The 14,023-nt window shown below is 66.5% G+C and carries 15 protein-coding genes; 3 read left to right on the plus strand and 12 right to left on the minus strand.

Annotation, left to right across the window (positions count from 1 at the left end):
- On the plus strand, nt 1-184 hold a 184-nt coding region (locus tag NS6_RS35145; RefSeq protein WP_169812500.1), incomplete at its 5' end, for a hypothetical protein.
- 16 nt (nt 185-200) lie between these two features.
- Here the strand turns inward: NS6_RS35145 and NS6_RS07270 are convergent.
- From NS6_RS07270 to NS6_RS07280, 3 genes are read right to left on the minus strand one after another with little or no spacing between them, the layout of a single operon-like run.
- Nucleotides 201-953 carry an amino acid ABC transporter ATP-binding protein gene (locus tag NS6_RS07270; RefSeq protein ID WP_157112654.1) on the minus strand — a complete coding sequence of 251 codons (753 nt, stop codon included), beginning with the start codon at nt 951-953 and terminating at the stop codon, nt 201-203.
- A gap of 20 nt (nt 954-973) precedes the next feature.
- Nucleotides 974-1,903, minus strand: coding sequence for an amino acid ABC transporter permease (locus NS6_RS07275; protein WP_068038499.1), 930 nt, complete (start codon nt 1,901-1,903; stop codon nt 974-976).
- A gap of 4 nt (nt 1,904-1,907) precedes the next feature.
- Nucleotides 1,908-2,771, minus strand: a complete 864-nt coding sequence (locus NS6_RS07280) for an ABC transporter substrate-binding protein (protein ID WP_068038503.1) — start codon at nt 2,769-2,771, stop codon at nt 1,908-1,910.
- A gap of 240 nt (nt 2,772-3,011) precedes the next feature.
- On the opposite strand from NS6_RS07280, the gene NS6_RS07285 reads away from it, so the two are divergent.
- Nucleotides 3,012-3,545: a 2'-5' RNA ligase family protein gene (locus NS6_RS07285; RefSeq protein WP_068038505.1), complete on the plus strand. Its 534-nt coding sequence runs from the start codon at nt 3,012-3,014 to the stop codon at nt 3,543-3,545.
- A gap of 125 nt (nt 3,546-3,670) precedes the next feature.
- On the plus strand, nt 3,671-4,054 hold the full coding sequence (trxA, locus tag NS6_RS07290; RefSeq protein WP_068038509.1) for a thioredoxin: 384 nt from the start codon (nt 3,671-3,673) through the stop codon (nt 4,052-4,054).
- A gap of 94 nt (nt 4,055-4,148) precedes the next feature.
- Here trxA and NS6_RS07295 read toward each other — a convergent pair whose 3' ends face one another.
- The 9 genes from NS6_RS07295 to NS6_RS07330 form a co-directional block, all read right to left on the minus strand.
- Complete coding sequence (locus NS6_RS07295; protein WP_068038512.1) at nt 4,149-4,589, minus strand: 2-isopropylmalate synthase; 441 nt, start codon at nt 4,587-4,589, stop codon at nt 4,149-4,151.
- 90 nt (nt 4,590-4,679) lie between these two features.
- Complete coding sequence (locus NS6_RS36170) at nt 4,680-4,814, minus strand: hypothetical protein (RefSeq protein WP_280463986.1); 135 nt, start codon at nt 4,812-4,814, stop codon at nt 4,680-4,682.
- A gap of 193 nt (nt 4,815-5,007) precedes the next feature.
- Nucleotides 5,008-5,457 carry a hypothetical protein gene (locus NS6_RS07300; RefSeq protein ID WP_068038516.1) on the minus strand — a complete coding sequence of 150 codons (450 nt, stop codon included), beginning with the start codon at nt 5,455-5,457 and terminating at the stop codon, nt 5,008-5,010.
- Between the two features lie 52 nt (nt 5,458-5,509).
- Nucleotides 5,510-8,254, minus strand: coding sequence for a DNA polymerase I (gene polA, locus NS6_RS07305; protein WP_068038519.1), 2,745 nt, complete (start codon nt 8,252-8,254; stop codon nt 5,510-5,512).
- 104 nt (nt 8,255-8,358) lie between these two features.
- Entirely contained in the window at nt 8,359-9,111 is a 753-nt protein-coding gene (locus NS6_RS07310; RefSeq protein ID WP_068038522.1) for an ABC transporter ATP-binding protein, read from the minus strand.
- Nucleotides 9,111-10,109 carry an ABC transporter ATP-binding protein gene (locus NS6_RS07315; protein ID WP_084470830.1) on the minus strand — a complete coding sequence of 333 codons (999 nt, stop codon included), beginning with the start codon at nt 10,107-10,109 and terminating at the stop codon, nt 9,111-9,113. The genes NS6_RS07310 and NS6_RS07315 overlap by 1 nt, the downstream gene beginning before the upstream one ends.
- Nucleotides 10,110-10,150: 41 nt before the next feature.
- Nucleotides 10,151-11,545, minus strand: coding sequence for a branched-chain amino acid ABC transporter permease (locus NS6_RS07320; protein WP_068038525.1), 1,395 nt, complete (start codon nt 11,543-11,545; stop codon nt 10,151-10,153).
- Nucleotides 11,542-12,555: a branched-chain amino acid ABC transporter permease gene (locus NS6_RS07325; protein WP_068038825.1), complete on the minus strand. Its 1,014-nt coding sequence runs from the start codon at nt 12,553-12,555 to the stop codon at nt 11,542-11,544. The genes NS6_RS07320 and NS6_RS07325 overlap by 4 nt, the downstream gene beginning before the upstream one ends.
- Before the next feature lie 115 nt (nt 12,556-12,670).
- Nucleotides 12,671-13,861, minus strand: coding sequence for a branched-chain amino acid ABC transporter substrate-binding protein (locus tag NS6_RS07330; RefSeq protein WP_068038827.1), 1,191 nt, complete (start codon nt 13,859-13,861; stop codon nt 12,671-12,673).
- Nucleotides 13,862-14,023: the final 162 nt, after the last annotated feature.

The raw sequence follows: 14,023 nt of genomic DNA on the forward strand, positions 1-14,023 counted from the left end.
CCGCTGGGCCGGCGAGGAACTGGAACAGAACGTCCTGGGTCCCGTGAGTGCTGCCACGCGCGACCGCCTGGGCAGCCCCCTGGAAGATCTCGAGCTCAGCGACAGCAGTATCGACGGCGTCCTCGACCGGCTGGCCTACGTGCAGAGCACCGGCACTGTCGCCGCTGAGTGGCCGGTGCGCTGACCGCCCGGCGCTGCCCTCACAACAGGCGGGAGAGGAACTCCTTCGTGCGATCGTGGCGCGGCGCGGCCAGCAGGTCCGCGGGTGCCCCGGCCTCGACCACCACCCCCTGGTCCATGAACACCAGCTGATCGCCGACCTCCCGTGCGAAACCCATCTCGTGGGTGACGACCACCATGGTCATTCCGGAATCGGCCAGTTCCCGCATCACCGTCAGTACTTCGCCGACCAGTTCGGGGTCCAGAGCGGAGGTGGGCTCGTCGAAGAGCATGAGTTTCGGGTCCATCGCCAACGCCCGGGCGATCGCGACCCGCTGTTGCTGCCCGCCGGACAACTGCGCGGGGTAGGCATTCGCCTTGTCCGCCAACCCGACTCGGTCCAGCAGTTCCTTCGCCCGGGCGGTCGCCGTGGCCTTGCGAACCTTCTTCACCTGCATCGGTGCCTCGATGACATTGCCCAGGGCGGTCCGGTGCGGGAACAGGTTGAAATGCTGGAAGACCATCCCGATCTCCCGGCGCTGCCGCGCGGCGTCGCGGGGGTGCAGTTCGTAGAGCCGCCCGGCTTTCTCTCGGTAGCCGACGAGTTCTCCGGCCACATACAACCGCCCCGCGCTCACCTGTTCGAGATGGTTGATACAGCGCAGGAACGTGGATTTTCCCGACCCGGAGGGGCCGATGAGGCACAGCACCTCACCGCGGTGGACCTCCAGCGATATCCCGTTGAGTACGCGCAGCGCACCGAAGTTCTTGTGTACCCGGTCGGCGCGGACCATCGGCCCGGTACTGGTCGCGGTCATTTCGCCCGTGCCTCCCCGTGCGCGTCGGCCAGTTCCCGGAGCTGTTTGGCCGTCAGTTTCCGCGATATCCCGCGTGAATAGTATTTCTCCAGGTAGTACTGGCCGACCATCAGCACGCTGGTGATCGCCAGATACCAGGTCGCGGTGACCAGTAGCAGCGGGATGGGCAGGAAGTTCACGCCGTATATATCGCGGGCCCGCCCGAACAGATCTGTGCTGAGCGGGATGGCGGTGACCAGGGCGGTGGTCTTCAGCATGCTGATGAGTTCGTTGCCGGTCGGCGGGATGATCACCCGCATGGCCTGCGGCAGTACCGTCCGGCGCATGGTCTGTGACCAGGACATTCCCAGCGCCGTGGAGGCTTCCCGCTGCCCCTCCCCCACGGAATTGATACCGGCCCGGACGATCTCGGCCATATATGCCGCCTCGTTGAGCCCCAGCCCGATCACCGCGAACGCGAACGCCGCCTGCAGGCTCTGCACATCGAGCTCGAGCAGGCGCGGCCCGAACGGCACACCGAGCGCGACGTGCTGGTACAGCGACGGCACCAGGCCCCAGAGCACCAGCTGCACATACACCGGGGTACCGCGGAAGATCCACAGGTACACCCAGGCGGTGGCACGCAGCACCGGGTTCGGCGACAGCCGCATCACGGCGAGCGTTGTGCCGAGCGCCACGGCGATCACCATCGCCAGCACGGTCAGTTCCAGGGTGACCACGGCACCGGCCGCGATCCGGTTATCCCGCAGGTACTGCCAGTACACGTCCCAGCGATAGGCGGGATTGGTTGCCGCGCCGTAGACGAAAAGGCCCACCAGGACCAGGATCAGGACCGCCGCGAGCCACCTGCCCGGGCGCCGCAGCGGGACTGCCTTGATCGGTTCGGGTTCGTGCTCGTCACGGGTCGCATCCGGGTCGGCGGTCATGGCCTCAGCTCCTCGCGCCGTTGATCACGGCGGTGCCCAGCGCACCGTCCTGCACACCCCAGTTCTCGGTGATCCGCCGGTACTGCCCGCTGTCGATCAGATGCTGCGCCGCATCCCGCAGTACCGGCGCGAGCGGGGACCCCTTGGCCACCGCCCATCCGTACGGTGCGGCGTCGAATACCGGACCCGCCGGTTCGATCTTCCCGTCGGTCCGTTCGATGGCGTACGCGGTCACCGGGGAATCCGCGGACATGGCGTCGACCTGGCCCAGGACCAGGGCGTTGGTGACCGCGCTCTGCTCGTCGAACGCATCGATGATGATCGGATCCTTCCCGGCGGCGACACATGCTTCGCTCTTGGCCGGGACCTCCTCGATATGCTCCACGGTCGTGGCCTGGACCGCCACACGTTTACCGCAGGCGTTCTCCGGATCGATATCGTCGCCCGTGCGCTGCGCCCACTGCACACCGGCGCTGAAGTAGGTGACCAAATCGACCTGCTGCTCCCGGTCAAGGGTATCGGTGATCGACGACATCCCGAGGTCATAGGTCCCGGACTGGACGGCGGGGATGATCTTCTCGAACGCCGATTCGGTGTAACGGGCACGGATTCCCAGCACCGCAGTCACCGCATCCATCAGGTCGATATCGAAGCCGACGATCTCACCGTGCCGGTCGCGGTACTCGTTCGGCTGATACGGCACGTTGACCCCGACCACCATCTCCCCCGCCGCGGCGATATCGGGTGGAACACGGGCCGCGAGTTCCGGCACCGGCTGCACCGTGATCTTCGGAGGGACGGGCCCGGTGTCCTCGATATTGGTCACGCACCCGGGCGTCAGCAGCACACCGGCGATCACGCACACCATCCACCGGATCCGGGAACCGGATCGATCAGCCACCGTCACACCACCTGCCGTCGCAAGGAATCGGGCCCGCAGTCCGCCTCGGTGCACGCTTCCGGCACTTCCACTCGAGGACGTTGTCAGCACAGTAGGCGAACCACGGGTAGAACACGGCCGTAGTAACCGAGATTTGACCCCGGGCGCAGCACGAGCCCGGCCGATCCGCCGGAAATCCGTGGGGCGAACGGCTACCGTCTGCAGATCATGGTGCAGTCGGTGGAATTACTGCTCGACGAGGCGTCCGAGCAGCGGATCCGGCGACAGTGGGAACTGCTCGCCGAAGCGGGCCTGCCCGGTCTGGGGCGCGGAGGCCGCGCCGGCGACACCGATAGTCACCGGCCACATATCACCGTGGCGGTGACCCGGCAGATCTGGCCGCGGATCGAAACCGACCTGGACCGTTTACCTTTCCGGCCGTTTCCGATCCGGCTCGGCGGTGTCCTGGTGTTCGGCGCACGACGGCCCATCCTGGTGCGCGCAGTGGTGCCGTCGGACCAACTACTGGCCTGGCATCGGCGGGTGTATCAGATCGTGGCACCGTGCCCGGATGTGCCGGCGAACCTGCATCCGAACCAGTGGACTCCGCATATCACGCTGGCCCGGCGGGTGCTGCCGCAACGGATCGGGGAGGCCGTGAGCGCGGTGGCCGCGGACAAGGACACGGCGGCGACCGTGGTAGGTCTGCGGCGCTGGGACGGGGACCGCCGCCAGGCCTGGCCGATCGCCGAACACGGCTGACCGAACGCCCGCGCAAGCCGATATGTGACAACGTAGGGTGGGGCCCGGTGGCGTACGACACCGCCGTGGAACAACCGCGGCCGGGTCCGGCGTTGCAGCCTGTATACCGACCACGAGAGGACGTCATGGCCACCCAGACATTGACGCAACAGAACTTCGATGAGGTAGTCACCAGCAACGACGTGGTACTCGTCGATTTCTGGGCTTCCTGGTGCGGACCGTGCCGCAGTTTCGCACCCACCTACGAGGCATCGGCGGACAAACATCCCGATGTCGTCCACGGCAAGGTCGATACCGAGGCCGAGCAGGGCCTGGCCGCGGCCGCCAATATCCAGTCCATCCCGACCATCATGGCCTTCCGCGAAGGCGTCCTGGTCTTCGCCCAGCCGGGTGCGCTGCCGCCCGCCGCGCTCGAGGATCTGGTCTCCCAGGTGCAATCGCTCGACATGGACGAGGTTCGTCAGCAACTCGCCGAGCAGCAAGCAGCCAACGGCGAAGTGTCCGAATAGAATCGGCGAACGACGGCGGGCTCCACACTTTCCGGGGATGGTGTGGAGCCCACCGTCGTGCCGTATTCGGCGCCGAATCCGCCCCGGCGCCGAATCAGCGCTGAGCGACCAAACGGTTCACGCTGGCGATCATGGCGCGCACCGAGGATTGCGCACCGTCTACCGCGAGGGCCACGCCCCAGCCGCGCCGGCCGTCGAATTCGCATTGCACGAAGGTGGCGGTTCCGGCGGCGGTCCGGCGCTGATGGAAACGCAGGATCTCCACGGGGTATCCCGCCTCGTAGAGGGCGGAGGTCATAGCCGCGATCGGGCTGCCGGCGGCCACCACCGAACGAGACCACCCCGGGAATTCGAGGGTGGCGGTGAACGCGCCGCCGCGGGCACCGGTGGACGACCAGCCCGCAAGGCGGATCGGGCCGGCACATTCGCCGAAACGTTCGTTGAATTGGGCCACGCTCAACTCCGCGCATTCGGTGCGCAGGCTACGCGGAGCGGCAGTGGTCAGGGCGTTGTTGTCCAGCGTCGGTGTGGTCATGAGCACGTAGGTCTTCCCAGAGAAGGTCGGCAGGTTGGGGGACCAGCAAAATCGAGAAAAGGGGGCCCGCAGCGAGGGGGCCGGTCCGAATCAGACCCCGCTACGGCGGGTTACTACTACGGCAAGAACCCGCCCGGCCGGCTTGGCGATGCGCGCAAGAAGCACCGCGCCCTCGCGGTCCGCGAGAATCGGCGCGGCACGTAGGCCGTCGGCGTGGATTTGCACGGTGTCGAGGATAAAGACTCACCTGGCGGATAGCAACCATATACACGCCGCGGTTTGCCCTACTCCGCAGTAGTGTTTTCGCTGGTCACCGGCACGTAACCGCGCGTTCGCCGGAGACGGCAGTGACGAACCGGACTCCAGCGACCGGGCCGGCCGCCTGTCGACCGGCCCCCTACGGGTCCGGGGGGACAGCTCACAGGTACAGCAGGAACCACAGCAGGGCGGCGTAGAACAGGCCGAGAGCGGCGCCCATCGCGGCGCCGCGATGGGCGCAGCGAAAAGCAGTGATAGGGGTGAGTGGATACGGGCGATTGCCGCGATAGCCGACCCGCACCGTCACTTCTGCCTCGAGCCGGTACGTACCCGGCACCGCATACCGCCGCCGTTGCCAGTCCGCACCCTGGTATTCGAGTACTGTGCGCCGCCGCCACGGCCGGCACGGGCATACCTCGGGATCATGTTCGGATACGCAACTGTGGGCAATCGCGAGGGCCGGGCGCCGGCCTGTGTAGGCCGGCCCGCCCCAAGTGCGCAACGCCTCGTTCAGCGGTACCAGAATGTGGTGATACGCGAGTCCGAAGACCGCGCCGGCGACCGTTGTCGCGGCGGGGCCGGCGAGCATCGGGATGATCGAGTCGAGCATTGCTGTCAGCCTTGTGTTCACCGGCGCGGCGTGCGCCCGGCGCTCGCGAGAGTCAGTGCGCGGCGGCGTCCCAGCTGCGCCCGACGCCGACCGAAACACTCAGCGGCACAGACAATTCGATCGCCGAGGACATCTTCTCGCGGACCAGCTCCTGCAATTGTTCCTGCTCACCCGGTGCCACCTCGAAGACGAGTTCGTCGTGGATTTGCAGCAGCATACGGGACCGCAGGCCCGAGTCGGCGAGCGCGCGGTGCACGTTGATCATGGCGACCTTGATGATATCGGCGGCCGTGCCCTGGATGGGGGCGTTGAGCGCCATCCGTTCCGCGGACTCGCGGCGCTGCCGGTTGCTGTGATCGAGGTCGGGCAGGTAGCGGCGGCGGCCGAACAGGGTCTGGGTGTAGCCGACCTTGCGAGCCTGTTCGACCACGGCCTGCAGATAATCGCGGATCCCACCGAACCGGGCGAAGTAGACATCCATCTGCTCCTTCGCCTCCTGCGTGCTGATCTTGAGCTGGGCGGACAGCCCGTAGGAGCTCAAGCCGTACGCCAGCCCGTAGGACATGGCCTTGATCCGGCGGCGAAGCTCCGGCGACACCTCGGAAATCGGGATATCGAAGGCCTTCGAGGCGACGAAGCTGTGCAGATCCTCGCCGGAATTGAAGGCCTCGATGAGCCCCTCGTCACCGGACAGATGCGCCATGATGCGCATTTCGATCTGGCTGTAGTCGGCGGTCATCAGCGATTCGTAGCCGTCGCCGACCACGAACGTATCCCGGATCATCCGGCCGGTATCGGTGCGGATGGGGATGTTCTGCAGATTGGGTTCGGTGGACGACAACCGGCCGGTGGCGGCGATGGTCTGGTTGAAGGTGGTGTGGATCCGGCCGTCGTCCGCGACGGCTTTCAACAGGCCGTCGACGGTGACCTTGAGGCGGGTGGCGTCGCGGTGTGCGAGCAGATGCTGCAGGAAGGGGTGCTCGGTTTTCTCGTACAGGGATTCCAGCGCGTCCGCGTCGGTGGTGTAGCCGGTTTTGGTGCGTTTGGTCTTGGGCATATCGAGCTCGTCGAACAGCACCACCTGTAGCTGTTTCGGCGAGCCGAGGTTGATCTGCTTGCCGATCACGTCGTAGGCGGCGTTCGCGGCATCGGCGACCTGATCGGCGAACCGGCGTTGCAGCGCGGTGAGCTGGTCGTTGTCCACCGCGATTCCGGCGTCCTCCAGTTCGGCGAGCACCCCGAGCAGCGGCAGTTCCATCTCGTCCAGCAGCGGCCGGGATTCGATCTTGCCCAGCTCTTCGTCCAGGGCCCCGGCCAGATCGGCCACGGCGCGGGCACGCAGCATCTCCCCCTGGGCGAGTTCGGTATCGACGGCATCCTCGGCGTCCAGCAGCGAGAGCTGCGGCGCCGCCTCGGTTTCGGCGCGCAGTTCACGATGCAGATAGCGCAGCGACAGATCGTCGAGGTTGAAGCTGCGCTGACCCGGCCGGACCAGGTAGGCGGCCAGGGCTGTATCACTGGTGAGCCCCGCCAAGGTCCAACCACGACCCCGTAGCGCGTGCAGCGCGCTCTTGGCCTCGTGCAGAGCCTTACCCGGGCCGGGATCGGCCAGCCAGGCCCCGAGTGCCGTCTCGTCCTCGGGGGTGAGAGCGGTGACATCGATATAGGCGGACTCTTCGTCCGCGGCGGAAATCGCGAGAGCACGCACATCCCCGGCCGCCGGAGTGCCGCTACCGGCGATCGAAATACCGTGCCGTGCACCGACTCCGGCATGCTCGCCGAGCCAATCCGCGACACTGCCCGGCGTCAGCGTCTGCCCGCTGATCTCGAAACCGGATTCGGCTTCGACGGTGGGCGGGGCCAGGGTTTCGAACAGCCGGTCGCGCAGGACCCGGAATTCCAGATCGTCGAACAACTGATGGATCCGCTCCCGGTTCCAGGCGCCCTGGGCGAGCTGATCGGGCGTATAGGGCAGCGGTACATCGCGGACCATCTCGGTGAGCTGGCGGTTGAGCACCACACTGCTGAGATTGGCGCGCAGGGCGTCACCGACCTTGCCGCGTACCTCGTCCACCTTGTCGACCAGGGAATTCAGATCGCCGTACTCACGGATCCATTTGGCCGCGGTTTTCTCCCCCACTCCGGGGATTCCGGGCAGGTTGTCACTCGGGTCGCCGCGCAGGGCCGCGTAGTCCGGGTACTGCGCCGGGCTCAGACCATATTTCTTCTCCACCTCTTCCGGGGTGAACCGGGTGAGTTCGGAGACGCCCTTGCGCGGATAGAGAACAGTGACGTTCTCGTCGACCAACTGGAGGGAATCGCGGTCGCCGGTGACGATGAGCACCCGGTAACCCTGCGGTACCGCCTGGGTGGTGAGGGTAGCGATGAGATCGTCGGCCTCATAGCCCTCGATCGCCATCACCGGGATACCGAGGGCACCCAGCACCTCTTTGGTGAGCTCTACCTGGCCGCGGAATTCGTCCGGGGTCTTCACCCGATTCGCCTTGTACTCGGGGAACGCTTCCACGCGGAAGGTCTGCCGGGAAACATCGAAAGCGGCGGCGACATGGGTGGGTTTCTCGTCCCGCAGCAGGTTGATGAGCATCGCGGTGAATCCGTACACCGCATTGGTGGTCTGGCCGGTGACGGTCTGGAAGTTCTCCGCCGGCAGCGCGTAGAACGCGCGGTAGGCCAGTGAGTGTCCGTCCAGTAGCAGCAGCGTGGGCCGGGTTTCCGGCGATCCGGAAGTATCGGCGGTGGCGGGGAGGCTCGGCTGCGCAGTGGTCGGTGGGGTCACACCCGCAGAGTCTAGGGACTACCCCCGACACCGGGCCCAGTGAGTGTGACCATCGAGTTTCTCGACCGCATATTCGCCGACCGGACGACCGGCGGGCGCCCCTATCAGCCGACACCGAGATATGCCGCCTGGACAGCAGGATCGTCCAGCAGTTCGCGACCGGGCCCGGATTTGGTGACCACACCGGTCTCCAGGATGTAGCCGCGATCACTGCGGGCCAGTGCCTGCCGCGCGTTCTGTTCCACCAGCAGCACGGTGGTGCCGGTGGCATTGATCTCGGCGATGATCCGGAAGATCTGCTGGATCACCATCGGCGCGAGCCCCATGGACGGTTCGTCCAGCAGCAGCAGCCGCGGCCGCGCCATCAGCGCACGTCCGATGGCCACCATCTGCTGTTCGCCGCCCGACAGGGTGCCACCCACCTGTTTCTCCCGCTCCCGCAGCCGCGGGAACAGTTCGAAAACCCGGTCCAGGGCAGCGTCATGATCGCCCTTGTTCCGGAAGGGCCGGGCGTAGCACCCCATTTCGAGGTTCTCCCGCACCGTCATCCCGGGGAACACCCCGCGGCCCTCCGGTGCCTGTACCAGCCCGGCCAGGACCCGCCGGTGCGCCTGTACGCGGCTGATATCGCTGCCCTCGAACACGATGCGGCCGCGGGTCAGTGGGAGCAGGCCGGAGAGCGCGCGCATGGTGGTCGTCTTCCCGGCGCCGTTGGCACCGAGCAGCGTCACCAGCTCCCCCTCGGCCACCTGTAGTGAAATACCGTGCAGCGCCTCGATTCTGCCGTAGCCGACGACGATATCCTCGACCTCGAGGAGCGGTTCGCCGCCGGGTGTCCCGCTCTCGGATGCGGCCATCACCGATCCTCCGATTCCTTACCGGCACCGGTGGCCGGATCGTGTTCCGCGCGCAGCGCCACGGTGGAAACCGAGACGTCCTCGGCGGTCAGTTCGTCGTCGGGCACCCCGAGATACGCCGCGATCACCGCAGGATCGGTCCGGATATCGGCGGGCAGGCCGTCGGCGATCTTGCGGCCGAATTCCAGCACCACGATCCGGTCTGTCACGCCCATGACCAGCCGCATATCGTGTTCGATCAGCAATACCGTGAATCCGTCGTCGCGGATCTTGCGGATCAGATCCATGAGCGCGGATTTCTCGCTCGGATTGAATCCGGCGGCCGGTTCGTCCAGGCACAACAGTTTCGGCTCGGTGGCCAGCGCCCGGGCGATCTCCAACCGGCGCTGATCGCCGTAGGAGAGATTGCGGGCCTTCTCCACCGCGCGGGGGGCGATACCGACGAATTCCAGGAGGGCCATCCCCCGGGCGATCGCATCGTGTTCCTCGCTCCGGTGCCGTGCACTCCGCAGAATCGCCCCCGGCACGGAGGTACGGTGGCGGGCGTCGGTTCCCACCACCACGTTCTCCAGGGCGGTCATCTCGCCGAACAGGCGCACGTTCTGGAAGGTCCGCGCGATACCGAGCCGGGTGATCGCGTGCCGTTTGGTCTTGGTGAGCGGTTTCCCGTCGAAGAACACCGTCCCCGCGCTCGGCCGGTACACCCCGGTGATGGCGTTGAAACAGGTGGTCTTCCCCGCACCGTTCGGCCCGATCAGTCCCAGGATCTCACCGCGGCGGATATCGAAATCCACCGAATCCAGGGCGATGAGGCCACCGAACCGCACCGTGAGGCCCTCTGTGCGCAGCAGCGGCGCGCCGACCTCGGTCCGGATCTCCCGGTGCGCGGCCACGGCCTCGGCGACCGCGGCGTCGTCGGCGAGCGCCGGATCGACCGCGATCACGTCCACCTCCCCCGCTGATTCGGTGCGAGGTTCGGCGGTATAGCCCGCGGCCATATCTTCGTTGTCGAACAGGGCATCGCCCGGGTTCGGTCCGGTCACGAGGTCACCTCCACGGTCTCCGGCGCCGGGCGGCGAACCGCCCGCACAATCTGCCGGCCGAAAGCGAGCAGCTTCTGGCGGACCGGGAACAAGCCCTGAGGGCGCAGGATCATCATCACCACCAGTGCAATACCGAAATACAGATACTTCAGGTCGCCGAGGCGCTGCTCCCCGCCTTCGTCGAAGAGCAGCAGACTGCTCAGCAACAGCACCGCGTATACCGCCGCCACCACGCTCACCACGAGGTACACCCATCGTGACCAGCCCGCCGGCCCCCGGAACCGCCGGCCGGCCAGCAGCGCCGCGCAGACTACCGCGACGATCGCCAGCTGCACATAGGCGTCGGCCCGGGTCTCGACGATCGACACCGACATCAGCCGGTTCGGCAGGTACACCACGAGGAAGGCGCCAACGATGACACCGAGTTTATTGCCCTGACCGCCGATCACCACCGCGCACAGGAACAACATCGAGTTGATGATGTTGAACCCGGTGGGATTGATGAATTGCACCTGCCCGGCGAACAACGCCCCGGACAGACCGCCGATGGCGGCGCCGATCATGAACGCCCACAGTTTGAACTTGAAGGTGGGTACGCCCATGATCTCGGCGGCGTCCTCGTCCTCGCGGATCGCCACCCACGCCCGGCCCACCCGGCTCCGCTCCAGGTTGCCCACCACGAGCAGCACCACGACCACCGCGAACATCCCGACCCAGTACCACCAGGTTCCGGAACTGGCGCGGTCGAGCAGATTCGAGCTCTCCGGTGCGCCGACATTCCCGGCGGAGAACACGCCGTTGGGGTGGGCCTCGGATTCACCGACCCGCGGATAGGCGATACCGGACAGGCCCAGGCTGCCGTTGGTGAGCTCGCCCAGATTGTCGGCGAGCAGGCGGACGATCTCACCGAAGCCGAGGGTCACGATGGCCAGATAGTCACCCCGCAGACGCAACGTGGGCGAACCGAGCAGCAGACCCGATACGGCGGTCACCATGATCGCCAGCGGCACACACGCCAGCCAGGCCCAATCGGAGTTCAGCCAGCCGTCGCCGGTCTGGTTCCACGGGCTGTTCGGGCTCGTCAGCAGGCCCACCGTGTACGCGCCGACGGCATAGAACCCGACATAACCGAGGTCCAGCAAACCGGCCTGTCCCACCACCACGTTCAGGCCGATGGCGATCAGCGCGTACATCGCGAACTGCGCCAGCACACCACCGAAACTGGTGCCGGGGGTGTCCAGCAGCGGCGGCGGGAACAGCGGAAGCAATGCGAGCAGCAACAGCGCCGGTATCCCGACCGCCCACTGCGCCGGCCTGCTGAGCCCGGTCCACCACGCCCGCAGTTCGTCGCCGAATCCGTGACCGTTCTTCTCGGTCGCCGCAATACTCATGTGCGCGCCCTTCCGAGACTTTCTCCCAGAATGCCGGTCGGCCGGAAGAACAGCACCAGCACGAGCACCAGGAAGGCCACCACATCGCGCCACTCGGTGCCGAACAGCATCTGCCCGTAGTTCTCCACCAGGCCGAGCAGAAGGCCGCCGAGCACTGCGCCACGCACATTGCCGATACCGCCCAGCACGGCGGCGGCGAAAGCCTTGATACCCAGGATGAATCCGCCGTTGAAGATCACGGCATGCGGAATCTTCATCACATACAGCATGGCGGCGGCGCCGGCCAGCAGGCCGCCGATGAGGAACGTGAGCATGATGACCCGCTCCCGCGAAACACCCATCAGGGTCGCGGTATCGGGGTCCTGGGCCACCGCGCGGATTCCGCGGCCGAACCGGGTGCGGTTGATCAGCACCTCCGCCAGTAGCGCCAGCGACACCGCCGATACCACGATCACCAGGGTCACATTGGTGACCTCGGCCCCGGCGACGGTGAACTGGGTTTCGGGTTCGACCAGGGTGATCTGCTGCTGGGCATTGTTCCCGCCGAGCCCCGGCCACAGTTCCGGCAGCACGAAATGCACGAACTCCTGCAGTACGAACGACATACCGATCGCGGTGATCAGGAAGGTCAGTGGTTTGGCGCCGCGGCGCCGCAGCGGCCGGTAAGCCACCCGTTCCAACCCGACCGCGGCCGCCCCGGACACCGCCATACCGATGAGCATGGCCACCCCGAGGTAGACGACCGTGAGCACGATGCCCTCGCTGTAGGCGTTACCGCTCGGCGCGAAACCCAGCAGCATCAGGCCCACGTACTGACCGAACATCCCGAGCATGAACACTTCGGAGTGGGCGAAGTTGATCAGCCGGAGTACCCCGTAGACCAGGGTGTAACCGACCGCGACCAGCGCGTATATCGCACCGTAGGACAGTCCGTCGACGGTGAGCCGCCAGAACTGGTCTACCACCCCCTCGTAGTTGAAATCGATCGATCCCTGCGCCCAGACCGCCATATCGGCCGCAACGGCTGCTGTCATCGGCTATCCGCCCTCATCCATCGGATCCGCACCGGAGCAGCGAGCGGTGCGCGCCCGGATCCTTCCCGGTCGCGTACCGCTCGCGTAGCGGTCAGCCGACCTCGTACACCCAGATCAACGCGGCGGACAGCTCGCCGTCCGCGTCCCACTCGTAGTGCCGGGCGAGGCCGTCACCGTCGTAGCCGCGGACGTATTCCAGCAGGCCGGGGCGGGTCGATTCACCGGCGTCGATACCGGTCGCGAGGATGGTGGCCAGATCGTAGGCCTCCACGGAGTACACCCCGGGCGCCTGACCGTGCAGTTCCTCGTAGGCGGTGGCGAACTCCGCCGGGGCCGGGCCACAGGGGCAGGACAGGACCGCACCGGTCGCCGAATCACCGGCCTGGCTCACGAACTGCGGATCGTTGGTGCCGTCGGCGGAGACGAACGTCGCCTCCACATTGCCGTCGCGCAGCTGCTGCACCAGTGGCGCCGCCTCGGCGTAATAGCCGGAGTAGAAGATGGCGTCGGGCCCTACGTTCGCGATCTTGGTGACGGTCGCCGAGAAATCCTTGTCACCCTTCTTGATACTGGCCGCGCACGCCGGATCGGCGGCCGCACCCAGCCCGGCGGTGATGCTCTTCGCCAGCCCGACACCATAATCGGTGTTGTCCTGGACCACGCAGACCTTCTTGTAGCCGGCGGTATCGACCAGGTACTTCGCCACCGACGGACCCTGTACATCGTCGTTGGCCAGACCACGGAAGAAGGTCTTCCATCCGTTCTGCGTCAGGCTCGCATTGGTGGCCGACGAGGACACCGCGACCAGACCGGCATCGCTGAGGATCTGCCCGGTGGCCTTGGTTTCGCCGGAGAATGCCGGGCCCACCACCCCGATGATCGACGGATCGTTGACGATCTGCGGAATCACCTGACTGGCCTTCTGCGGATCACCTTCGGTGTCGAACGGCTTCACCTGGACCTGGCACCCCGGATTGGCCTTGTTGTGCTGGTCGATCGCCAGCCGCACACCGTTGACGATGTTGATGCCGAGCGCCGCATCAGGGCCGGTCAGCGCACCGGCCATGGCGATCGACGTGGTGGGCGGACAGGTCGCTGTACCGTCGCCCGCCGGATCGGCCGCGGTAGCGGCGTCGGCGGCCGGGACTTCCTTGCCCGCAGAATCGATCTGCATCAGCGGCCCGATGGACGGCCCGCCGGTACCGGCCCCCTCCGGATCACTCGCGGATTTGTCCCCGCAACCTGTCAGAACCAATGCGGCCGCAGCGCCGACCGCCAGAATCACGCGTACTCTGCGGCTTCGCCGCGGCTTACCCGACCATGTCGAAAAGAACACGATCTACCCCTATATTCCTCATCAATCCCCGGCCGGGACCGGGGAAGCCGACTACGCCGACCTGTGAGAAACATAACTCCGGTATGTTGATCGCGCGTGACATTCGGG

The sequence above is a fragment of the Nocardia speluncae NBRC 108251 genome (assembly GCF_001613245.1).
Lineage (GTDB): Bacteria > Actinomycetota > Actinomycetes > Mycobacteriales > Mycobacteriaceae > Nocardia > Nocardia speluncae.